At 61.4% G+C, this 22,038-nt stretch carries 21 protein-coding genes and 1 pseudogene; 17 read left to right on the top strand and 5 right to left on the bottom strand.

The window, feature by feature from the left end; all coding sequences use genetic code 11:
• The first annotated feature begins 64 nt into the window (after window positions 1-64).
• Window positions 65-1,651 (top strand): ABC transporter substrate-binding protein, encoded by a 1,587-nt coding sequence (locus AC1UK9_RS27620; RefSeq protein ID WP_473013941.1) that lies wholly within the window; start codon window positions 65-67, stop codon window positions 1,649-1,651.
• A gap of 134 nt (window positions 1,652-1,785) precedes the next feature.
• On the opposite strand, the gene radC is transcribed toward AC1UK9_RS27620, so the two are convergent.
• Complete coding sequence (gene radC / locus AC1UK9_RS27625; RefSeq protein ID WP_482578851.1) at window positions 1,786-2,460, bottom strand: RadC family protein; 675 nt, start codon at window positions 2,458-2,460, stop codon at window positions 1,786-1,788.
• A 135-nt stretch (window positions 2,461-2,595) separates the two neighbouring features.
• On the opposite strand from radC, the gene coaBC reads away from it, so the two are divergent.
• The 4 genes and pseudogenes from coaBC (at window position 2,596) to argB (ending at window position 6,828) form a co-directional block, all read left to right on the top strand.
• Window positions 2,596-3,804, top strand: a complete 1,209-nt coding sequence (gene coaBC / locus AC1UK9_RS27630) for a bifunctional phosphopantothenoylcysteine decarboxylase/phosphopantothenate--cysteine ligase CoaBC (RefSeq protein WP_003229480.1) — start codon at window positions 2,596-2,598, stop codon at window positions 3,802-3,804.
• Between the two features lie 5 nt (window positions 3,805-3,809).
• On the top strand, window positions 3,810-4,265 hold the full coding sequence (gene dut, locus AC1UK9_RS27635) for a dUTP diphosphatase (protein ID WP_016985816.1): 456 nt from the start codon (window positions 3,810-3,812) through the stop codon (window positions 4,263-4,265).
• A gap of 263 nt (window positions 4,266-4,528) precedes the next feature.
• Window positions 4,529-5,905, top strand: a pseudogene (locus tag AC1UK9_RS27640) (phosphomannomutase/phosphoglucomutase); the annotation flags it as partial.
• 17 nt (window positions 5,906-5,922) lie between these two features.
• Window positions 5,923-6,828, top strand: a complete 906-nt coding sequence (argB, locus tag AC1UK9_RS27645) for an acetylglutamate kinase (RefSeq protein WP_003229488.1) — start codon at window positions 5,923-5,925, stop codon at window positions 6,826-6,828.
• A 168-nt stretch (window positions 6,829-6,996) separates the two neighbouring features.
• On the opposite strand, the gene pyrE is transcribed toward argB, so the two are convergent.
• The gene (gene pyrE, locus AC1UK9_RS27650) at window positions 6,997-7,641 is read right to left on the bottom strand and encodes an orotate phosphoribosyltransferase (RefSeq protein ID WP_011336558.1); all 645 of its coding nucleotides are present in this window, start codon (window positions 7,639-7,641) and stop codon (window positions 6,997-6,999) included.
• A gap of 82 nt (window positions 7,642-7,723) precedes the next feature.
• Here pyrE and AC1UK9_RS27655 point away from each other — a divergent pair, with 82 nt between their 5' ends.
• Window positions 7,724-8,503 carry an exodeoxyribonuclease III gene (locus AC1UK9_RS27655; RefSeq protein ID WP_007920349.1) on the top strand — a complete coding sequence of 260 codons (780 nt, stop codon included), beginning with the start codon at window positions 7,724-7,726 and terminating at the stop codon, window positions 8,501-8,503.
• Window positions 8,504-8,679: 176 nt separating this feature from the next.
• Here AC1UK9_RS27655 and AC1UK9_RS27660 read toward each other — a convergent pair whose 3' ends face one another.
• On the bottom strand, window positions 8,680-9,048 hold the full coding sequence (locus AC1UK9_RS27660) for a DUF4870 domain-containing protein (protein WP_025112709.1): 369 nt from the start codon (window positions 9,046-9,048) through the stop codon (window positions 8,680-8,682).
• A gap of 29 nt (window positions 9,049-9,077) precedes the next feature.
• A complete protein-coding gene (gene rph / locus AC1UK9_RS27665) occupies window positions 9,078-9,800 on the bottom strand; it encodes a ribonuclease PH (protein ID WP_025112708.1) in 723 nt (240 codons plus the stop codon).
• A gap of 270 nt (window positions 9,801-10,070) precedes the next feature.
• Between rph and AC1UK9_RS27670 the strand changes: the two genes are divergently transcribed.
• The 6 genes from AC1UK9_RS27670 (at window position 10,071) to AC1UK9_RS27695 (ending at window position 15,378) form a co-directional block, all read left to right on the top strand.
• Window positions 10,071-10,934 (top strand): YicC/YloC family endoribonuclease, encoded by an 864-nt coding sequence (locus tag AC1UK9_RS27670; RefSeq protein WP_115986348.1) that lies wholly within the window; start codon window positions 10,071-10,073, stop codon window positions 10,932-10,934.
• A 10-nt stretch (window positions 10,935-10,944) separates the two neighbouring features.
• Window positions 10,945-11,565, top strand: coding sequence for a guanylate kinase (gene gmk / locus AC1UK9_RS27675; RefSeq protein ID WP_025112706.1), 621 nt, complete (start codon window positions 10,945-10,947; stop codon window positions 11,563-11,565).
• A gap of 167 nt (window positions 11,566-11,732) precedes the next feature.
• Window positions 11,733-11,996 carry a DNA-directed RNA polymerase subunit omega gene (gene rpoZ / locus AC1UK9_RS27680; RefSeq protein WP_008030604.1) on the top strand — a complete coding sequence of 88 codons (264 nt, stop codon included), beginning with the start codon at window positions 11,733-11,735 and terminating at the stop codon, window positions 11,994-11,996.
• Window positions 11,997-12,053: 57 nt separating this feature from the next.
• Window positions 12,054-14,159: a bifunctional GTP diphosphokinase/guanosine-3',5'-bis pyrophosphate 3'-pyrophosphohydrolase gene (spoT, locus tag AC1UK9_RS27685; RefSeq protein ID WP_007920338.1), complete on the top strand. Its 2,106-nt coding sequence runs from the start codon at window positions 12,054-12,056 to the stop codon at window positions 14,157-14,159.
• 24 nt (window positions 14,160-14,183) lie between these two features.
• Window positions 14,184-14,564: a RidA family protein gene (locus AC1UK9_RS27690; RefSeq protein WP_003229509.1), complete on the top strand. Its 381-nt coding sequence runs from the start codon at window positions 14,184-14,186 to the stop codon at window positions 14,562-14,564.
• Between the two features lie 73 nt (window positions 14,565-14,637).
• A complete protein-coding gene (locus AC1UK9_RS27695; protein ID WP_025112704.1) occupies window positions 14,638-15,378 on the top strand; it encodes a putative periplasmic lipoprotein in 741 nt (246 codons plus the stop codon).
• Between the two features lie 137 nt (window positions 15,379-15,515).
• On the opposite strand, the gene AC1UK9_RS27700 is transcribed toward AC1UK9_RS27695, so the two are convergent.
• Entirely contained in the window at window positions 15,516-16,373 is an 858-nt protein-coding gene (locus AC1UK9_RS27700; RefSeq protein WP_473013944.1) for an SDR family oxidoreductase, read from the bottom strand.
• 188 nt (window positions 16,374-16,561) lie between these two features.
• On the opposite strand from AC1UK9_RS27700, the gene exbB reads away from it, so the two are divergent.
• From exbB to recG, 5 genes are all read left to right on the top strand, one after another.
• Window positions 16,562-17,515, top strand: a complete 954-nt coding sequence (gene exbB / locus AC1UK9_RS27705; RefSeq protein ID WP_025112702.1) for a tonB-system energizer ExbB — start codon at window positions 16,562-16,564, stop codon at window positions 17,513-17,515.
• A gap of 6 nt (window positions 17,516-17,521) precedes the next feature.
• Entirely contained in the window at window positions 17,522-17,950 is a 429-nt protein-coding gene (exbD, locus tag AC1UK9_RS27710; protein WP_473013945.1) for a TonB system transport protein ExbD, read from the top strand.
• Window positions 17,947-18,693, top strand: coding sequence for a TonB family protein (locus tag AC1UK9_RS27715; protein ID WP_025112700.1), 747 nt, complete (start codon window positions 17,947-17,949; stop codon window positions 18,691-18,693). Before exbD ends, AC1UK9_RS27715 begins: the two co-directional genes overlap by 4 nt.
• Window positions 18,694-18,953: 260 nt before the next feature.
• Window positions 18,954-19,883, top strand: a complete 930-nt coding sequence (locus tag AC1UK9_RS27720) for a hydrogen peroxide-inducible genes activator (RefSeq protein WP_025112699.1) — start codon at window positions 18,954-18,956, stop codon at window positions 19,881-19,883.
• A gap of 9 nt (window positions 19,884-19,892) precedes the next feature.
• Window positions 19,893-21,968 (top strand): ATP-dependent DNA helicase RecG, encoded by a 2,076-nt coding sequence (gene recG, locus AC1UK9_RS27725; protein WP_482578852.1) that lies wholly within the window; start codon window positions 19,893-19,895, stop codon window positions 21,966-21,968.
• Window positions 21,969-22,038: the final 70 nt, after the last annotated feature.

Here is a 22,038-nt window from a genome sequence, read left to right on the forward strand (position 1 = left end):
TCTAGGGTAACCCTTTTCCAGACTGCACCTGCAGATGGCCTTCGATCTGTAAAGGAAGCCGACCATGCGCCTCGCTGCCCTACCCCTGTTGCTCGCCCCGCTTCTGCTGAGCCCTCTGGCCCAGGCTGCCGCCCTGAGCGTCTGCACCGAGGCCAGCCCTGAAGGGTTCGACGTGGTGCAATACAACTCGCTGACCACCACCAATGCTTCGGCCGATGTACTGATGAACCGCCTCGTGGACTTCGACACTGCCAGCGGCAAAGTCGTGCCCAGCCTGGCCGACAGCTGGGAAGTCAGCACCGATGGCCTGAGCTACGTGTTCAAACTGCACCCGCAGGTGAAGTTTCACAGCACTGACTATTTCAAGCCGACCCGCACCCTGAGCGCCGAAGACGTCAAGTTCAGCTTCGACCGCATGCTTGATCCGGCCAACCCATGGCACAAAGTGGCGCAAAGCGGCTTCCCGCACGCCCAGTCCATGCAGTTGCCGGCGCTGATCAAGAAGATCGACGCACTCGACCCGTTGACCGTGCGCTTCACCCTCGACCACCCGGACTCGACGTTCCTCGCAACCCTGAGCATGGGCTTCGCCTCCATTTATTCCGCCGAATACGCCGACAAATTGCTCAAGGCCGACGCGACCGACAAGCTCAACAGCCAGCCGGTCGGCACCGGCCCGTTCGTGTTCACGCGCTTCCAGAAAGACGCCTCGGTACGCTACAAGGCCAACCCGGACTACTTCGGCGGCAAGCCTGCGGTCGACCCGCTGATCTTCGCCATCACCCCGGACGCCAACGTGCGCCTGCAAAAGCTGCGACGCAACGAGTGCCAGATCGCGCTTTCGCCAAAACCGCTGGACGTGAAGGCGGCGCAGCAAGAGCCGACGCTGAAAGTGGAAAAGACTGACGCCTTCATGACCGCCTTCGTCGGCATCAACAGCCAGCACCCTCCGCTGGACAAGCCGGAAGTCCGCCAGGCGATCAATCTTGCCTTCGACAAGGCCAACTACGTCAAAGCCGTGTTCGAAGACACCGCAGAACCGGCCAGCGGCCCTTACCCGCCAAACACCTGGAGCTACGCGAAGAACCTGCCGGGCTATCCTCACGACGTGGCCAAGGCCAAGGCACTGATGGCCAAGGCCGGACTCAAGGACGGTTTTCAGACCACCATCTGGACCCGACCGTCCGGCAGCCTGCTCAACCCGAACCCGAGCCTGGGCGCCCAGCTGCTGCAATCGGACCTGGCAGAAATCGGCATCCAGGCGGAAATCCGCGTGATCGAATGGGGCGAACTGATTCGCCGCGCCAAGGCCGGCGAGCATGACCTGTTGTTCATGGGCTGGGCCGGCGACAACGGCGACCCGGACAACTTCCTTACACCGCAGTTTTCCTGTGCGGCGGTCAAGTCCGGCACCAACTTCGCCCGCTACTGCAACGCCGACCTGGACAAGCTGATCAGCGCCGGCAAGACCACCAGCGAACAAGGTGTGCGCACCAAGCTGTACGAGCAGGCGCAGGCGCAGATTCAGCAGCAGGCGCTGTGGCTGCCGCTGGCGCATCCGACGGCGTATGCGCTGACGCGCAAGGACGTGCAGGGTTACTCCGTCAGCCCGTTTGGCCGTCAGGACTATTCCAGGGTCACCCTGAAATAACCCGCCACAACACAGCCCCCAGTGGGAGCGGGCTTGCTCGCGAATGCGTCGGATCAGCCAACATTTTTAGTGACTGACCCACCGCCTTCGCGAGCAAGCCCGCTCCCACAGGGGGTGGCGTTTGTTCTTGAAAGTTACATCCAGCCACACTCCGCCATCGACAGCGGCTCGCCATCGCCGACGATGAAGTGATCGAGCACCCGCACATCAATCAGCTCCAGCGCCTTCTGCAAACGCTTGGTCAGTTGCCTGTCCGCCTGACTGGGATCGGTATTGCCCGACGGATGGTTGTGGCAGAGGATCACGGCCGCGGCATTGTTCGCCAAGGCACGTTTCACCACTTCACGTGGATGCACACTGGTGTTGTCGATCGAGCCACGAAACAGCGCCTCGAACGTCAATACTTGATGCTTGGAGTCCAGAAACAGGCAACCAAACACCTCGTGCGGCTCGTGGCGTAGCATCGATTTCAGGTAATCCCGAACCGCCTGCGGATTCTCCAGCGCCGGCTCTCTGCGTGTGCGCTCAGCCAGATACCGCCGGTTCATTTCTTGAGCAGCCTGCAACTGTGCAAACTTTGCGGGCCCCAAACCTAACTGTTTGCTGAATGCTTCCTGATCGGCCTCAAGCAACAAACGCAGGCTGCCGAACTGATTCAACAAGTGTCGCGCCAAGTCCACTGCGCTTTTTCCAACAACTCCCGTGCGCAAAAAAATCGCCAGTAACTCGGCGTCCGAGAGGCTCGCAGAACCCTGTTCAAGTAACCTTTCCCGCGGCCGTTCCGCCGCAGGCCAATCGCGAATACTCATACACGTTCCTTGTCTGTGAGCGCCGCTGTTCCGTAGCGGTCGCTGTGATATCGTAGCCCATCTTTTTTGCGGGCGAAGTCACCCTGGGGAGGGGGTTTCGCCACGTATGTCACCCACGAAATGAAAGGCAGACCTATGCAGCGGCTGTATCGGAAACGCATCGTTCTGGGCGTCGGCGGCGGCATCGCGGCCTACAAGAGCGCCGATCTGGTTCGTCGCCTGATCGACCAGGGCGCCGAAGTGCGCGTGGTCATGACCCATGGCGGCGCCGAGTTCATCACCCCGCTGACCATGCAGGCCCTCTCCGGGCACCCGGTTCACCTGGATTTGCTCGACCCGGCCGCCGAAGCGGCGATGGGCCACATCGAGCTGGCCAAATGGGCCGATCTGGTGCTGATTGCCCCGGCCACTGCCGACCTGATCGCCCGCCTGGCCCAAGGCATCGCCAACGATTTGCTGACCACCCTGGTGCTGGCCACCGACGCTGTAGTGGCCGTCGCTCCGGCGATGAACCAGGCGATGTGGCGCGACCCGGCGACCCAGGCCAACCTGCAACTCCTGGAAAGCCGTGGCCTGAAGACCTTCGGCCCGGCCTCCGGCAGCCAGGCCTGCGGCGACGTCGGCATGGGCCGGATGATGGAGGCCACCGACCTGGCCCAATGCGCGGCGGATTGCTTCCAGCGTCAGGCGCTGACCGGCAAGCACGTGGTGATCACTGCCGGCCCGACCCAGGAAAACATCGACCCGGTGCGCTACATCACCAACCACAGCTCCGGCAAAATGGGCTTTGCCCTGGCCGAAGCCGCCGTGGAAGCCGGTGCCCGCGTGACGCTGATCAGCGGCCCGGTGCACCTGCCGACTCCGGATCGCGTTACGCGCATCGACGTGGTCAGCGCCCGCGACATGCTCGCGGCGTGCGAATCGGCCATCCCGTGTGACGTGTTCATCGCCTCGGCAGCGGTGGCGGACTACCGTCCGGAAGTCGTTGCCCCGCAAAAACTCAAGAAAGACCCTACAAGCGGCGACGGCTTCGTCCTGCAAATGGTGCGCAACCCGGACATCCTGGCCACCATCGCAACCCGCCCCGACCGTCCGTTCAGTGTCGGCTTCGCTGCCGAGACCGAACACCTGCTCGACTACGCTGCACGCAAGCTGAAAGACAAGAATCTCGATTTGATCGTCGCCAACGACGTCGCCAACCCGAGCATCGGTTTCAACAGCGAAGAAAACGCCTGCAGCGTGATTGACCGTGAGCTGCACGCCACGGTTTTCGCCCAGACCAGCAAGAGCAAGATCGCTCGCCAACTGGTCACTTTTATCGCCGAACGTCTGAACCAGGTTTAATTTACATGCACGCTTTGCAAGCCAAGATCCTCGACCCACGCATCGGTACCGAATTCCCGCTGCCGCAATACGCAACGCCAGGCTCCGCCGGCCTCGACCTGCGCGCCATGCTGGAACAGGACATCGTCATCAAGCCGGGTGAAACCGTGCTGATCCCGACCGGACTGTCGGTGTACATCGGCGACCCGAATCTCGCCGCGCTGATCCTGCCGCGCTCGGGCATGGGCCATAAGCACGGCATCGTGCTGGGCAACCTCGTCGGCCTGATCGACTCCGATTATCAAGGCCCGCTGATGGTGTCCTGCTGGAACCGTGGTCAGACCGACTTCACCATGACCGTCGGCGAACGCCTGGCGCAATTGGTGCTGGTGCCGGTGGTGCAGGCGCATTTCGAAATGGTCGAAGAGTTCGTTGAAACCGAACGCGGTACCGGCGGTTTCGGCCATACCGGCACTAAATAATCAGGTAGACAGCGGGCGTGGTGAGGGAGGCTCTTCCTCACCACAAATTGAAATTGTCATCTGCGCGGTTTAGCACCGAAAATCAAGGTTTTGGCGGACCAAAGCCACGCCCGACAAGGCGTCATGGCCCTTTCATACCACGAACTCTGCGTGGAAAACGCCGTCATACCCTTCAGTTTGAGCCTGCCGTCGAATGAATCGCCGGTGTGTCCCGCCACTTTCGAGATGGAGCATTTGTGCAGATGAGCACCCCAGCCAAGATCGCCCCGAAGCTTCCCGACAGCATCTTCCGCGCCTATGACATTCGTGGCACCGTGCCGGAATTCCTCAATGCCGAAACCGCTTACTGGATCGGCCGCGCCATCGGCTCGCAGAGCCTGGCCCAGGGCGAACCGAACGTGTCGGTCGGCCGCGACGGCCGACTGTCCGGCCCGGAACTGGTGGCCGAGCTGATCCGCGGTATCGCCGAAAGCGGCTGCCATGTCAGCGATGTCGGCCTGGTGCCGACCCCGGCACTGTATTACGCGGCCAACGTACTGGCCGGCAAGTCGGGGGTGATGCTCACCGGCAGCCATAACCCGTCGAATTACAACGGTTTCAAGATCGTGATCGCAGGTGACACTCTCGCCAACGAACAGATCCAGGTGTTGCACGAGCGCATCAAGACCAATGACCTGACCAGCGGTCAGGGCAGCGTGACCCAGGTCGAGATCCTCGACCGCTACACCACCGAAATCGTCCAGGACGTCAAGCTGGCCCGACGCATGAAAGTCGTAGTCGACTGCGGTAACGGCGCAGCCGGCGTGATCGCCCCGCAACTGATCGAAGCATTGAACTGCGAAGTCATCCCGCTGTTCTGCGAAGTCGATGGCAACTTCCCCAACCATCACCCGGACCCTGGCAAGCCTGAAAACCTCGTCGACCTGATCGCCAAGGTCAAGGAAACCAACGCCGATATCGGCCTGGCTTTCGATGGCGACGGTGACCGTGTCGGCGTGGTGACCAACACCGGCAGCATCGTCTACCCGGATCGCCTGCTGATGCTGTTTGCCCGTGACGTGGTCGCGCGCAACCCGGACGCGGAAATCATCTTCGACGTCAAATGCACCCGCCGTCTGGTGCCGCTGATCAAGGAATACGGCGGTCGCCCGCTAATGTGGAAAACCGGTCATTCGTTGATCAAAAAGAAAATGAAACAATCCGGTGCTCTATTGGCCGGCGAGATGAGCGGGCACATCTTCTTCAAGGAGCGCTGGTTCGGTTTCGACGATGGCATCTACAGCGCCGCGCGCCTGCTGGAGATCCTCAGCAAGGAAAAATCCACCGCCGAGGAGCTGTTTGCGACCTTCCCGAACGATATTTCTACGCCGGAAATCAATATCCATGTGACCGAAGAGAGCAAATTCAGCATCATTGATGCACTGCACGACGCACAGTGGGGCCCAGGCGCTGACCTGACCACCATTGACGGCGTGCGGGTCGATTACGCCGAAGGCTGGGGCCTGGTGCGCGCATCCAACACCACGCCGGTGCTGGTGCTGCGCTTCGAGGCCGATGACGAGGCGCAATTGCAGCGCATCAAGGATGTGTTCCACGCCCAACTGAAACGCGTTGCACCTGATCTCCAACTACCGTTCTGATTCACCCGGAGCCCTGAATGACCCTTGAACGCGAAGCCGCCGCCCACACCGCCCAGGTCCTGTCCGAAGCGTTGCCTTACATCCGACGTTATGTCGGCAAGACCCTGGTGATCAAATACGGCGGCAACGCGATGGAAAGCGAGGAGCTGAAAACCGGCTTCGCCCGCGACATCGTCTTGATGAAAGCCGTGGGCATCAACCCGGTGGTGGTTCACGGCGGCGGCCCGCAGATCGGTGATCTGCTCAAGCGTCTGTCGATCGAAAGCCACTTTGTCGACGGCATGCGCGTCACCGACGCCGCGACCATGGACGTGGTGGAAATGGTCCTCGGCGGCCAGGTCAACAAAAGCATCGTCAACCTGATCAACCGCCACGGCGGCAGCGCCATCGGTCTGACCGGTAAAGACGCCGGGCTGATTCGCGCGAAGAAACTGACCGTCACCCGCCAGACCCCGGAGATGACCCAGCCGGAAATCATCGACATCGGTCAGGTGGGCGAAGTAGTCGGGATCAACACCGAACTGCTGAACCTGCTGGTCAAGGGCAACTTCATCCCGGTGATCGCGCCAATCGGCGTCGGTGAGAACGGCGAGTCGTACAACATCAACGCTGACCTGGTGGCCGGCAAGGTTGCCGAAGCGCTGAAAGCCGAAAAGCTGATGCTGCTGACCAACATCGCCGGCCTGATGGACAAGTCGGGCACGGTCCTGACCGGCCTGAGCACCCAGCAGGTCGATGACCTGATCGCCGACGGCACCATCTACGGCGGCATGCTGCCGAAGATCCGCTGCGCACTGGAAGCGGTTCAGGGCGGTGTGGGCAGCTCGCTGATCATCGACGGTCGCGTGCCGAACGCGATCCTGCTGGAAATCTTCACCGATACCGGTGTGGGCACGCTGATCAGCAATCGCAAGCGTCCGTAAGCGGTAGCGCAAACAAAAAGACCCCGCTCAGCCTGGCTGAGCGGGGTCTTTTTTATCACCGCAAATTTTGTGGGAGCGAGCTTGCTCGCGAAAGGGGTCTTTGCCTCACATCTATGTTGAATGTGAGGCCCTCTTCGCGAGCAGGCTCGCTACTACAATATTTTGCAGTTATACGCCGAACTGGGCGCGATAGGCTTCAACGGCTGGCAGGTGCTGCTTGAGCTGCGGGTCGTCTGCCAGGAATTCCAGTACCTGATTCAGCGAAACGATGCTGATCACCGGGATACCGAAATCACGCTCGACTTCCTGAATCGCCGACAATTCACCGTTGCCACGCTCCTGACGGTTCAGGGCGATCAGCACGCCGGCAGCCTTGGCGCCGTCCTGGGAAGCGATGATCTGCATCACTTCGCGGATCGCGGTGCCGGCGGTGATCACGTCGTCAATGATCAGCACGTCACCGGTCAGCGGCGCGCCGACCAGGCTGCCGCCCTCGCCGTGAGCCTTGGCTTCCTTGCGGTTGAAACACCATGGCAGGTCACGGTTATGGTGCTCGGCCAGCGCCACGGCGGTGGTCGCCGCCAGCGGGATGCCTTTGTAGGCCGGGCCGAACAGCACGTCGAAGGGAATACCGCTCTCGGCGATGGCTGCGGCGTAGAAACGACCCAGCTGCGCCAGCGCGGAACCCGAGTTGAACAGGCCGGCGTTGAAGAAGTAAGGACTGGTGCGCCCGGACTTCAGGGTGAACTCACCGAAGCGCAAAACGCCGCGATCGATGGCAAAACGAATGAAATCGCGCTGATACGCTTGCATGAAAAAAACCCCAAATACCACGGATTTAGCTAATTAGCTTGACGCCGTGTATCATACACGCACGCGATTTTTGGGGCCATTTATGCGGATCATCAGTGTGAACGTCAATGGTATTCAGGCTGCAGTCGAGCGTGGTTTGCTCAGTTGGCTGCAGGCTCAGAATGCCGACGTCATCTGCCTGCAGGACACCCGTGCCTCCGCCTTTGAACTGGATGACCCAGCCTTCCAACTGGACGGCTACTTCCTTTATGCCTGCGATGCTGAAGTCCCTGCCCAAGGCGGCGTGGCTTTGTATTCGCGGTTGCAACCGAAGGCTGTCATCAGCGGTCTCGGTTTCGAGACGGCCGACCGCTACGGGCGCTACCTGCAAGCAGATTTCGACAAAGTCAGTATTGCCACCTTGCTGCTCCCTTCGGGGATGAACGGCGATGAGGACTTGAACCAGAAGTTCAAGCTCATGGACGACTTCGGCAAGTACCTGGACAAACAGCGGCGCAAACGTCGCGAGTACATTTATTGTGGCTCGCTGTACGTTGCGCAGCAGAAGCTCGACATCAAGAACTGGCGCGACAGCCAGCAATCTCCGGGCTTCTTGGCGCCAGAACGCGCCTGGATGGACGAGATTGTCGGCAACATGGGCTATGTCGATGCGTTGCGCGAAGTCAGCCGCGAAGGCGACCAGTACAGCTGGTGGCCGGACAACGAACAGGCCGAGATGCTTAACCTCGGCTGGCGTTTCGACTACCAGATCCTGACCCCGGGCCTGCGGCGCTTCGTGCGCAGTGCACGCCTGCCGCGTCAGCCAAGGTTCTCGCAACACGCGCCGCTGATCGTCGACTACGACTGGACGCTGACCATCTAAGCGTCGATTCGTGGATGCAAAAAAGCCGACATCGCTGTCGGCTTTTTTGTGCGCGCTGATTTTTCTGTGTGAGCGGGCTGGCTCGCGAAGGCTTCGTGTCAGTCGATATTAATGCTGAATGACCCATCGCATTCGCGAGCAAGCCCGCTCCCACAAGGGGAAAACGTCGCTGGTTGTTATTTGATCAGGCGCCAGGTGAACGGGTAACGGTAGGGGAAGCCGTCATTGGCCTTCACCCCGGCAATGATCGTCAGCACCAGCGCGCCGATGGCCAGCAGACCCAGCAGGAAGAAGCCGATGATCAACACCATCAGCAGCAGACAGATCGCTGCCGCAATCGCCACGGTGATCTGAAAATTCAGCGCCTCCTTGCCTTGGGCATCGATGAACGGATCGGTCTCGCGCTTCATCTGCCAAAGGATCAGCGGCCCGATCAGGTTGCCGAACGGAATCCAGATCCCCAGCAAGGCGGACAAGTGACAAAACATCGCCCACTGACGAACTTCCTGGCTCGGTTTGGGCAGTAACTCTTGCTCATCACTCATCGCGTCCTCCTTGCGGGTTACGAACCTGCTCAGTCGGCCAGTGCAGCCTGTTGCAGTTCGAAGATTTCGTTCATGCCTTTCTTGGCCAGTTCCAGCATGGCGTTCAGCTCTTCAGGCTGGAACGGTGCGCCTTCGGCGGTGCCCTGCACTTCGATGAAACCACCGGTGCTGGTCATCACCACGTTGAGGTCGGTCTCGGCGGCAGAGTCTTCAAGATAGTCCAGATCCAGCACCGGCTCGCCCTGATACATGCCAACCGACACCGCGCCGATCATTTGCTTGAGCGGGTCGCCGCCTTTCAGGCCGCCGCGCTTCTTGATCACTTTCAGTGCATCGACCAGTGCCACCATGGCGCCGGTGATCGACGCGGTACGGGTGCCGCCGTCAGCCTGGATCACGTCGCAGTCGACGTACAGGGTCACGTCGCCCAGCTTGGACATGTCCAGCGCAGCGCGCAGGGAACGACCGATCAGGCGCTGAATTTCCAGGGTGCGGCCGCCCTGCTTGCCACGGCTGGCTTCACGCTGGTTACGCTCGCCGGTGGCGCGCGGCAGCATGCCGTATTCGGCAGTCAACCAGCCCTGGCCCTGGCCTTTGAGGAAACGCGGCACGCCGTTTTCGACGCTGACGGTGCAGATGACTTTGGTATCACCGAATTCGACCAGTACGGATCCCTCGGCGTGTTTGGTGTAGTTGCGGGTAATGCGGATCGAGCGGAGCTGATCGGCAACGCGACCACTTGGACGTTTCATAGGGAATACCTGTACTGGGGACGGAAAACTGCCGAGCATTATAGAGCGCTGCACCGTGCCTGGGCACGGGTTAAAAATTCCGGTCGTCGACCCAGGGCCCTGAAACGCGCATAACCGACGGCCTGCAGCCCTTTGTCACACCGTGTGTTTGGGCGCATCCGCTGCACTGCGCTACAATCCTGCGCCTTTGCTGCCAGTCGGCTTAAATTCATTGATATCGAGCTTGCGGGATGTTCTTGGCGAGCCGATCTGCATTGCGAGGTCACCGCCATGGTGCACAGCATGACCGCCTTCGCCCGCGTCGAGAAAGCCGGCGTCCAGGGCACCCTGAGCTGGGAACTGCGCTCGGTCAACAGCCGCTACCTGGAACCGCACCTGCGCCTGCCGGAGTCGTTCCGCGACCTCGAAGGCGCCGTGCGCGAAGCACTGCGCCAGGGGCTGTCGCGAGGCAAACTGGAATGCACCCTGCGCTTTACCGAAGAAAGCACCGGCAAACCACTGCAAGTTGATCGCGAGCGCGCCGCGCAACTGGTCGCCGCTGCCGAAACCGTTGCTGGCCTGATCAAGAACCCGGCGGCGCTGAATCCACTGGAAGTGCTGGCCTGGCCCGGCGTACTGGTGGCCGACGCGACCGATCCACAGGCGCTGAACGCCGAGGCCCTGGCACTGTTCAATCAAGGCCTCAAGGAACTCAAGGCCGGCCGCGAGCGCGAAGGCGCGGAGCTGGCTCGCCTGATCAACGAGCGCCTGACCTCGATTGAAGAAGACGTCGTGACCCTGCGCGAGCTGGTTCCGCAGATGCTCGCCACCCAGCGCCAGAAAGTCCTCGACCGCTTCGCCGACATGAAGGCCGAGCTGGACCCGCAGCGCCTGGAACAGGAAATGGTCATGCTCGCGCAAAAGAGCGATGTGGCCGAAGAACTGGATCGCCTGAGCACCCACATCATCGAAGTTCGCCGGGTGCTCAAGTCCGGCGGCGCAGCCGGGCGGCGCCTGGACTTCCTGATGCAGGAACTCAACCGCGAAGCCAACACACTGGGCTCCAAGGCCTTCGACCCGCGCAGCACCCAGGCCGCCGTCAACCTCAAGGTGTTGATCGAGCAGATGCGCGAACAAGTGCAGAATATTGAGTAAGGCAACAGACATGACCCACAGCACCGGCACCCTGTACATCATTTCCGCCCCATCGGGCGCAGGCAAGAGCAGCCTGGTCAAGGCTTTGACCGATGCCAACCCGGAGATCCGCGTCTCGATCTCCCACACCACCCGCGCCATGCGCCCGGGTGAAGTGGACGGCGTGAACTATCACTTCGTATCCCGCGAAGAATTCGTGAAGATGGGCGAGCACGGTGACTTCCTTGAGCGCGCCGAAGTCTTCGGCAACTTCTACGGCACCTCGCAAAGCCGCCTGCAGCAAACCCTGGACGAAGGTCACGACCTGATTCTGGAAATCGATTGGCAAGGCGCCGAGCAAGTGCGCAAGCTGATGCCGCAGGCCCGTTCGATCTTCATTCTGCCGCCGTCGTTGCAGGCCCTGCACCAGCGCCTGACCAACCGCGGTCAGGACAGCGACGAGATCATCGACGGTCGGATGCGCGAAGCGGTCAGCGAGATGAGTCACTATGTCGAGTACGACTACCTGATCATCAACGACGATTTCGCCCACGCGCTGGACGATCTGAAGGCGATTTTCCGCGCCAATCAGCTGCAACAGAAACGCCAGCAAGTGCGTTTCGGCAAATTGCTGGCCGAATTGCTCGGTTAATCAGCACTTCCCAAAACCGCTGCAAGCGCTTTACATTGGTGCTTGCAGCGCGTTGAAGGGTCTGGTCAAAAAATCAGCGCTTCCCTAATCGCTGGTGATTTTTTAAACTGTTGAGTCCGCTCGCCCAACCGGGCAGCGCGCATATTGCATTCGCTCCGAGGAATACCATGGCCCGCGTAACCGTTGAAGACTGCCTAGAACACGTGGAAAACCGCTTTGAGCTGGTCATGCTCTCTACCAAGCGTGCCCGTCAACTGGCCACCGGCGGCAAAGAGCCACTGGTCCAGTGGGAAAACGACAAGCCTACCGTTGTCGCCCTGCGTGAAATCGCTGAAGGCCTGATGAGCTACGAGTTCATCGCCGAGCAGGAAATCGTCCAGGATGAACCGCTCTTCGCTGCATTCGAGGACGAGTCCAACGAGGCCGTCTAAGCCTATGCCTGGTCGACGTAGCACGGCGCGGGAACACAGCCTACGGCAGGAGTCATCATGCCGAGCATAGACGCCCTCGCCGATCGCTTATCGACCTACCTCGGCAACGACCAGGTCAACCTGGTCCGCCGAGCGTATTTCTACGCCGAACAAGCCCATGACGGTCAGCGCCGTCGCAGCGGCGAGGCGTACGTCACGCATCCTCTTGCCGTGGCCAATATTCTTGCCGACATGCACATGGACCATCAGAGCCTGATGGCCGCGATGCTGCATGACGTGATCGAAGACACCGGTATCGCCAAGGAAGCGCTGCAGGCGCAGTTCGGTGAAACCGTGGCCGAACTGGTCGACGGGGTCAGCAAACTGACCCAGATGAACTTCGAGACCAAGGCCGAAGCCCAGGCCGAGAACTTCCAGAAAATGGCCATGGCCATGGCGCGCGACATTCGCGTGATCCTGGTCAAACTCGCCGACCGCCTGCACAACATGCGCACGCTGGAAGTGCTGTCCGGGGAAAAACGCCGCCGGATCGCCAAGGAAACCCTCGAGATCTATGCGCCCATCGCCAACCGCTTGGGCATGCACGCGATTCGTATCGAATTCGAAGACCTCGGTTTCAAGGCGATGCACCCGATGCGTTCCGCGCGGATCTACCAGGCGGTCAAGCGCGCCCGGGGCAATCGCAAGGAAATCGTCAACAAGATCGAAGAGTCCCTCGGCCACTGTCTCGCCATCGACGGTATTCAGGGCGAAGTCAGCGGTCGTCAGAAACACCTCTACGGCATCTACAAGAAAATGCGCGGCAAGCGTCGGGCCTTCAACGAGATCATGGACGTCTATGCGTTCCGGATCATCGTCGACAAGGTCGATACCTGCTACCGCGTGCTAGGCGCTGTACATAATTTGTACAAACCGCTGCCGGGGCGCTTCAAGGATTACATCGCGATCCCCAAGGCCAACGGCTATCAGTCGCTGCACACCACGCTGTTCGGCATGCACGGCGTACCGATCGAGATCCAGATCCGCACCCGCGAAATGGAAGAAATGGCCAACAACGGCATTGCCGCCCATTGGCTTTACAAATCCAGCGGTGACGAGCAGCCCAAAGGCACCCATGCCCGCGCCCGCCAGTGGGTCAAGGGCGTGCTGGAAATGCAGCAACGTGCCGGCAACTCGCTGGAATTCATCGAGAGCGTGAAGATCGACCTGTTCCCGGACGAGGTCTACGTGTTCACGCCCAAAGGCCGGATCATGGAGCTGCCCAAAGGCTCCACGGCGGTCGATTTTGCCTACGCGGTGCACACCGACGTTGGCAACAGCTGCATCGCCTGCCGGATCAACCGTCGCCTCGCACCGCTGTCCGAACCGCTGCAAAGCGGCTCCACGGTCGAGATCGTCAGCGCACCCGGGGCCCGGCCGAACCCGGCGTGGCTCAACTTCGTGGTCACCGGCAAGGCCCGTACGCACATCCGCCATGCGTTGAAACTGCAACGTCGTTCGGAATCCATCAGCCTGGGCGAACGCCTGCTGAACAAGGTCCTCAACGGTTTCGACAGCTCGCTGGAGAAGATCCCGGCCGAGCGCGTCAAGGCAATGCTCACCGAGTACCGCCTGGAACTGATCGAAGACCTGCTCGAGGACATTGGCCTGGGCAACCGCATGGCCTACGTCGTGGCACGTCGACTGCTCGGTGAAGGCGAACAGCTACCGAGTCCGGAAGGTCCGCTGGCGATTCGCGGCACCGAAGGCCTGGTCCTGAGCTACGCCAAGTGCTGCACGCCGATCCCGGGCGACCCGATTGTCGGTCACCTGTCGGCGGGCAAAGGCATGGTCGTGCACCTGGACAACTGCCGCAATATCAGCGAAATCCGCCACAACCCGGAAAAATGCATCCAGCTCTCGTGGGCCAAGGATGTCACCGGCGAATTCAACGTCGAACTGCGCGTCGAGCTGGAGCACCAGCGCGGCCTGATCGCCCTGCTGGCCAGCAGCGTCAACGCCGCCGACGGCAATATCGAGAAAATCAGCATGGACGAGCGCGATGGCCGCATCAGCGTCGTCCAACTGGTGGTCAGCGTCCACGACCGTGTGCACCTGGCCCGCGTGATCAAGAAACTGCGCGCCCTGACCGGGGTCATCCGCATCACCCGCATGCGTGCATAACTCAACCATTACAAGGAGTCATACATGACCAAGACTGTTATCACCAGCGACAAGGCCCCAGCCGCCATCGGCACTTACTCCCAGGCGATCAAGGCCGGCAATACCGTCTACATGTCGGGTCAGATTCCTCTGGACCCGAAGACCATGGAACTGGTTGAAGGCTTCGAAGCCCAGACCGTCCAGGTGTTCGAGAACCTGAAAGCCGTCGCCGAAGCAGCCGGTGGTTCGTTCAAGGACATCGTCAAGCTGAACATCTTCCTCACCGACCTGAGCCACTTCGCCAAGGTCAACGAGATCATGGGCAAATACTTCGACCAGCCGTACCCGGCCCGCGCCGCCATCGGCGTTGCTGCCCTGCCGAAGGGCTCGCAAGTCGAAATGGATGCCATCCTGGTCATCGAGTAATGCACACGGCGCAGCCTTCAACCGCTGCGCCGACTGCTCTGCGGTAAAGAAAAGGTTTTGAAAGGATTCCACCATGCGCAAAGCGCTTGCTCTCTCGCTACTCGCCGTTTTCCTCGGCGGCTGTGCCAGCGACCCCGCCGACCGTGACATCAGCGGCACCTGGATCAACCAGGTGGCGATCGATGCTGCTGCCAAGGGCGGCCCCCTGCGCGAAGCGCTTCAGGCCTATGGCCCGAACCTGGAGTGGGACGTCAACACCAAGGCCGGTCAGGCCCGCTACACCAACGGTTTCGAGAACGTCGAAGGACGGCTGCAAGGCGAACAGTCCGGCGCCTGGAAAGTCGACTTCTATGGCAGCTCCGGCAGCGAACTGAAACGTGCCGGAGGCCAGATGAAACAGGCCGCCACCGAGAACGAACCCGACCAGTTGTTCGATCGCGCGCAAATCCCCGTGCCGGAAGGCGCACCGATCGGTGCGAGCTTCGAACGGGCGCTGTATTCGGCGTACCTGGGCGGCAGCTGGAAGATTGCCAGCGGCGATGGCGAAGGCAACACCGTGCAGTTCCAGGCCGATGGCCAGGTCTCCGGCCTGCCCGGCGCGGATCGCTATGCCCTGTGCCTGGCAGGCGACTGTGCCTCGATGAACAGCGACCACGACAGCATGTGGCTGCAGCAGAACGGCCAGGGCAACAACTGGATCTTTGTGCGCAAGGGCAAGGAACTGGAAATCCTGCAGGCGGTGAACACGGCGCTGGCGGATGAACAACCGCAGTTCAGCCCCGGCGAACGCAAGTGGTTGCTCGAGAAGCAGTAAGCCTCACCGAGAGCCACACATAAACCTGTGGGAGCGGGCTTGCTCGCGAAAGCGGTGTGTCAGTCGACATCCATGTTGCCTGGCACGCCTTCTTCGCGAGCAAGCCCGCTCCCACAGTGTTTTGCGGGGTCAGAGAGTCAGCACTTACCTTCCAGAATTGCCGCGTAACCTTCGCGGTAACTCGGATACGTCGGCGTCCAGCCCAATGCCTTCGCCCGGGCATTGCTGCAGCGCTTGCTGCCGGTGCGGCGCACGCTGGCGTCGTCCGCCCATTCGGTAACTCCCAGATAGTCACGCAGCCACGCGACCACCTCGGCTAGCGGCGCCGGCGCGTCGTCCACACCGATATAGATGTCTTGCAACGACTCGCCCCGACGGTCCGCTTCCAGCAAAAAGGCCATCAAGCCGGCAGCATCATCGGCATGAATGCGATTGCCGTACAACGGCGGCTCGACCGCGACCCGATAACCGCGACGCACCTGGGTCAACAGCCACTCACGTCCCGGGCCATAGATACCGGTCAGACGCACGATGCTCGCCGGGATACCGCTGTTGAGCGCGACTTGCTCAGCCTCAAGCATCAGTCGTCCGGAATAGCCACTGGCTACCGTCTCTGAATGCTCGTCGACCCACTCCCCTTCCTGCTGGCCATACACGCTGCTGCTGGACACGAAGATCAGCCGCTCGGGCACCTGGCCATAGTCGCCCAGCCAGCTCAGCACATTCTGCAGACCCTGCACATACGCGGCGCGATAACCGGCCTCGTCGTGATCGGTGGCTGCCGCGCAATACACCAGGTAATCCACCGCGCCGAACGGCCAGGTCTCTGGGCAGTCTTCATTGAACAGATCACCGGCCACGCCAATGACCCCCTCAGGCAAGCGTGAAACATCACGGCGCAGACCGTGGACCTCCCAGTCGCCAGCCAGCAATTGCTTGGCCAGACGGCTACCGACATCACCGCAACCGGCGATCAGAACAGAGGGCGCAGACATCAAAAATCTCCCGTCATAAAGGGAAAGACTAGCCCCGCCATTGGACGAGTGGCTAGCAATCAAGGAAAAAAAGAAACTCTATTACTTTTGTTAACAAGAATTACTTGCAATAATGCACGTCACTTTTGTTCTCGGCCTCACGAGGCCTGGAAGAGCATTACCGTTTTTCTATCTCAGGTCCGGCCAGCATGACACGTAATCAATTCCCCGCTTCGCCAACCACACGACCTCGCGCCTGGAGCGCGGTGGCGGCCCTGCTGCTCAGCCTGATGCTGGCGCCGACCGCCGCTTTCGCTGACGCCCAGGCGCCAGCCGCTCCGGCAGCCGCCGAACAGCACGCACCTGCTGCCGCCGCTCCAGCCGCCACCGACCCGGTTCAGGCTGTGGACGCCAGCGAAGTGAACGTACCTGAAGTCCTCGAGCCGGATAACACCCTGGGCATGGCCCACGATCTGTCGCCATGGGGCATGTACCAGAACGCCGACATCATCGTGAAAATCGTGATGATCGGTCTGGCCATTGCCTCCATCATCACCTGGACCATCTGGATCGCCAAAGGCTTCGAGCTGATGGGCGCCAAGCGTCGTCTGCGTGGCGAAATCGCCGCCCTGAAAAAAGCCGCCACCCTCAAGGAAGCCAGCGCGACTGCAGCCAAAGAAGGCACCCTCGCCAACCTGCTGGTGCACGACGCCCTCGAAGAGATGCGCCTGTCGGTCAACAGCCGCGAGAAGGAAGGCATCAAGGAGCGCGTCAGCTTCCGCCTTGAACGCCTGGTGGCCGCCTGTGGCCGCAACATGAGCAGCGGCACCGGCGTCCTCGCCACCATCGGTTCCACCGCGCCGTTCGTCGGTCTGTTCGGTACCGTGTGGGGCATCATGAACTCCTTCATCGGCATCGCCAAAACCCAGACCACCAACCTTGCTGTCGTGGCGCCGGGTATCGCTGAAGCGCTGCTGGCAACGGCCCTGGGTCTGGTTGCAGCGATTCCGGCGGTGGTTATCTACAACGTATTCGCCCGCTCCATCGCCGGTTACAAGGCGCAGGTGTCCGATGCGTCGGCAGAAGTCCTGCTGCTGGTCAGCCGTGACCTCGACCACCAGCCTGAGCGCAGCTCGCAGCCGCACATGGTCAAAGTGGGGTAATCGGCCATGGGCCTGCATTTGAAAGAAGGCGCAGACGACGATCTGGCCGAGAACCACGAAATCAACGTCACGCCATTCATCGACGTGATGCTGGTACTGCTGATCATCTTTATGGTGGCCGCTCCATTGGCCACCGTGGACATCAAAGTCGACCTGCCTGCCTCGACCGCCAAACCGGCGCCGCGGCCAGAGAAACCGGTGTTCCTCAGCGTCAAGGCTGACCAGCGCCTGTTCATTGGCGAAGACGAAGTGAAGCCGGAAACACTCGGCGCCATCCTCGACGCCAAGACTCACGGCAAGAAAGACACCACCATCTTCTTCCAGGCCGACAAAGGCGTGGATTACGGTGACCTGATGAGCGTGATGGATAACCTGCGTGCCGCGGGTTACCTGAAGGTTGGTCTGGTGGGCCTTGAGAGCGCAGCCAAGAAATGATCACGACGCGCCATAAGCTGACGCGTTACAGCGGTAGCCTGGCCGTGGTGCTGGGCGTTCACGCGCTGGCCATCGCGCTGGCGCTGAACTGGACCGCCCGCCCGCCCATCGAATTGCCGCCGCAGGCAATGATGGTCGAGTTGGCACCGGTTCCAGCCCCGCCACCGCCTGCTCCGCCGAAAGTCGTCACACCGCCACAGCCACCGGCTCCGGTTGAAGAGTTGCCGATTCCGAAACTGGCCGAAGCACCGAAGGCTGAAATCGCGGTGCCGAAACCTAAACCGAAGCCAAAGCCTCAGCCGCCGAAGCCCGTCGAGAAGAAGCTGCCGGATCCGCCAAAGGAAAAACCTTCCGAGGAAAAACCGGCTGACACCCAACCGACCCAGGCACCAACGGAGAAATCCGCCCAGCCGGCACCAGGCCCGTCGCCAGCACAAATGGCCGCCAAGGCCAGTTGGCAAGGCACCCTGCTCGCGCATTTGGCGAAGTACAAAAAGTACCCGCAAAGCGCACAGGCTCGTGGCAAGGAAGGCTTGAACCGACTGCGTTTTGTAGTCGATGCCGAAGGTAATGTGTTGTCGTTCGAACTGGTGGGCCGCTCCGGCAACGCCGATCTGGACCGGGCCACCCTGGAAATGATCCGCCGCGCGCAACCGCTGCCCAAGCCCCCGGCCGATATGCTGAACAACGGCTCGATCGAAATTGTTGCGCCGTTTGTGTACTCCCTCGAGAGACGCCGCTGATCCAAGTGGGAGCGGGCTTGCTCGCGAAGGCGTCGTGTCAGTCGACATCAATGTATCTGACACGAAGCCTTCGCGAGCAAGCCCGCTCCCACAGGGTTTATGTGTCGACCAGATATGCAAAAGGCACCGAAAGGTGCCTTTTGCATATCTGGCAACGGCAAACTCACATTGCCCGGTGTCGCATTCCTCACTCAGTCTGATAACGTGCGTCTATCGATTGCAGCCGTTATGCTTGGCCCGCAACTTCATGGACGCTCGCTATGACTCTCACAGAATTACGCTACATCGTTACCCTCGCCCAAGAGCAGCACTTCGGCCACGCGGCCGAGCGTTGCCACGTCAGCCAGCCGACCCTCTCGGTGGGCGTGAAAAAGCTTGAAGACGAACTCGGTGTGCTGATTTTCGAGCGCAGCAAAAGCGCTGTGCGCCTGACCCCGGTCGGCGAGGGCATCGTTGCCCAGGCGCAGAAAGTGCTTGAGCAAGCGCAAGGCATCCGTGAACTGGCCCAGGCCGGCAAGAACCAACTGACTGCACCGCTGAAAGTCGGCGCGATCTACACCGTCGGGCCGTACCTGTTCCCGCACCTGATTCCGCAACTGCACCGGGTCGCCCCGCAGATGCCGTTGTACATCGAAGAAAACTTCACCCACGTGCTGCGCGACAAACTGCGCAACGGCGAGCTCGACGCGATCATCATCGCCCTGCCGTTCAACGAAGCCGACGTGCTGACGCTGCCGCTGTACGACGAGCCGTTCTACGTCTTGATGCCGGCTCAGCACCCCTGGACGCAAAAAGAAACCATCGACCCGGCCCTGCTCAACGACAAGAGCCTGCTGCTGCTCGGCGAAGGCCACTGCTTCCGCGACCAGGTGCTCGAAGCCTGCCCGACCCTGACCAAGGGCAACGACGGCGCCAAGCACACCACGGTCGAGTCCAGCTCGCTGGAAACCATCCGCCACATGGTCGCGTCCGGCCTGGGCATCTCGATCCTGCCGCTGTCAGCGGTGGACAGCCATCACTACGCCCCGGGTGTGATCGAAGTGCGGCCGCTGTCGGCGCCGGTACCGTTCCGCACCGTGGCGATTGCCTGGCGCGCCAGCTTCCCGCGGCCCAAAGCCATCGAAATCCTCGCCGACTCCGTTCGCCTGTGCTCGGTTGCCAAGCCCGCAGCGCCGGTTACGGCCGGTTAAGCGAGCGTCATGACTGAGCTGTCGCAAGTGTCGGTGACGGCACTCAAGGGTGTCGGCGAAGCCATGGCCGAGAAACTGGCCAAGGTCGGTCTGGAGAACCTCCAGGACGTGCTGTTTCACCTGCCGCTGCGTTATCAGGATCGCACCCGTGTAGTGCCGATCGGCCACTTGCGGCCGGGCCAGGACGCCGTGGTCGAAGGCACCGTCAGCGGTGCCGACGTGGTCATGGGCCGGCGCCGCAGCCTCGTCGTGCGCATGCAGGACGGCACCGGCGGCCTGAGCCTGCGCTTCTACCATTTCAGCAATGCGCAGAAAGAAGGCCTCAAGCGCGGCACGCGGATTCGCTGCTACGGCGAAGTGCGACCCGGCGCCTCGGGGCTGGAAATCTACCACCCGGAATACCGCGCCATCACCGGTGACGAACCGCCGCCAGTGGACGAAACCCTGACCCCGGTCTACCCGCTCACCGAAGGCCTGACCCAGCAGCGTCTGCGCCAGTTGTGCATGCAGACGTTAACCCTGCTCAAGCCCGCTACCCTGCCAGACTGGCTGCCGACCGAACTGGCCCGTGACTATCAACTGGCGCCGCTGGCTGATGCGATCCGCTATCTGCACAACCCACCCGCCGATGCCGACGTCGATGAACTCGCCCTCGGCCATCACTGGGCCCAGCATCGCCTCGCCTTCGAAGAGCTGCTGACCCATCAACTGTCGCAGCAACGCCTGCGTGAAAGCATGCGGTCACTGCGCGCGCCAGCGATGCCGAAAGCGACGAAGCTGCCGCCGAAATACCTGGCCAACCTCGGCTTCAACCCGACCGGTGCCCAGCAACGCGTTGGCAACGAAATCGCCTACGATCTCAGCCAGCACGAACCAATGCTGCGGCTGATTCAGGGCGACGTTGGCGCGGGTAAAACCGTGGTCGCCGCCCTTGCCGCGCTGCAAGCGCTGGAGGCCGGTTATCAGGTCGCGCTGATGGCGCCGACCGAGATCCTCGCCGAGCAGCACTTCATCACCTTCAAGCGCTGGCTCGAACCGCTGGGCATCGACGTCGCGTGGCTGGCCGGCAAGCTCAAGGGCAAGAACCGCGTCACCGCGCTGGAACAGATCGCCAGCGGCACACCGATGGTGGTCGGCACTCACGCGCTGTTCCAGGACGAAGTGCAGTTCAAGAACCTCGCGCTGGTGATCATCGACGAACAACACCGCTTCGGCGTGCAACAACGCCTGGCGCTGCGACAGAAAGGCGTCGGCGGGCGCATGTGCCCGCATCAACTGATCATGACCGCCACGCCGATTCCACGAACATTGGCGATGAGCGCCTACGCCGACCTCGATACCTCGATCCTCGACGAACTACCGCCCGGTCGCACCCCGGTCAACACCGTGCTGGTCACCGACACCCGCCGCGTCGAAGTCATCGAACGGGTGCGCAGCGCCTGCGCCGAGGGCCGTCAGGCCTATTGGGTGTGCACGCTGATCGAAGAGTCGGAAGAACTGACCTGTCAGGCCGCCGAAACCACCTTTGAAGACCTCACCGCCGCCCTCGGCGAGTTGAAAGTCGGGCTGATTCACGGGCGCATGAAGCCTGCCGAGAAAGCCGCCGTCATGGCTGAATTCAAGGCCGGCTACCTGCAACTGCTGGTCGCCACTACGGTGATCGAGGTCGGCGTCGACGTGCCCAACGCCAGCCTGATGATCATCGAAAACCCCGAGCGCCTCGGCCTCGCGCAACTGCACCAGTTGCGTGGTCGCGTCGGGCGGGGCAGCGCGGTCAGCCATTGCGTGCTGCTCTACCATCCGCCGCTGTCACAGATCGGTCGCCAGCGCCTGGGCATCATGCGCGAGACCAACGACGGTTTCGTCATCGCCGAAAAAGACCTCGAACTGCGTGGCCCCGGCGAAATGCTCGGCACCCGCCAGACCGGCCTGCTGCAATTCAAGGTCGCTGACCTGATGCGCGACGCCGACCTGCTACCCGCCGTGCGCGACGCCGCCCAAGCCCTGCTGGAACGTTGGCCGACGCACGTCAGCCCCTTGCTCGACCGCTGGCTGCGCCACGGGCAGCAATACGGCCAAGTGTGAGCACCGTCGCAGTTTCTGACAGCTCGTTCCGACAGAGCTGGTTATACTCCTGCCATTGTTTCAAAAACGG

Source organism: Pseudomonas sp. AK-TSAG1-1 (assembly GCF_056821665.1).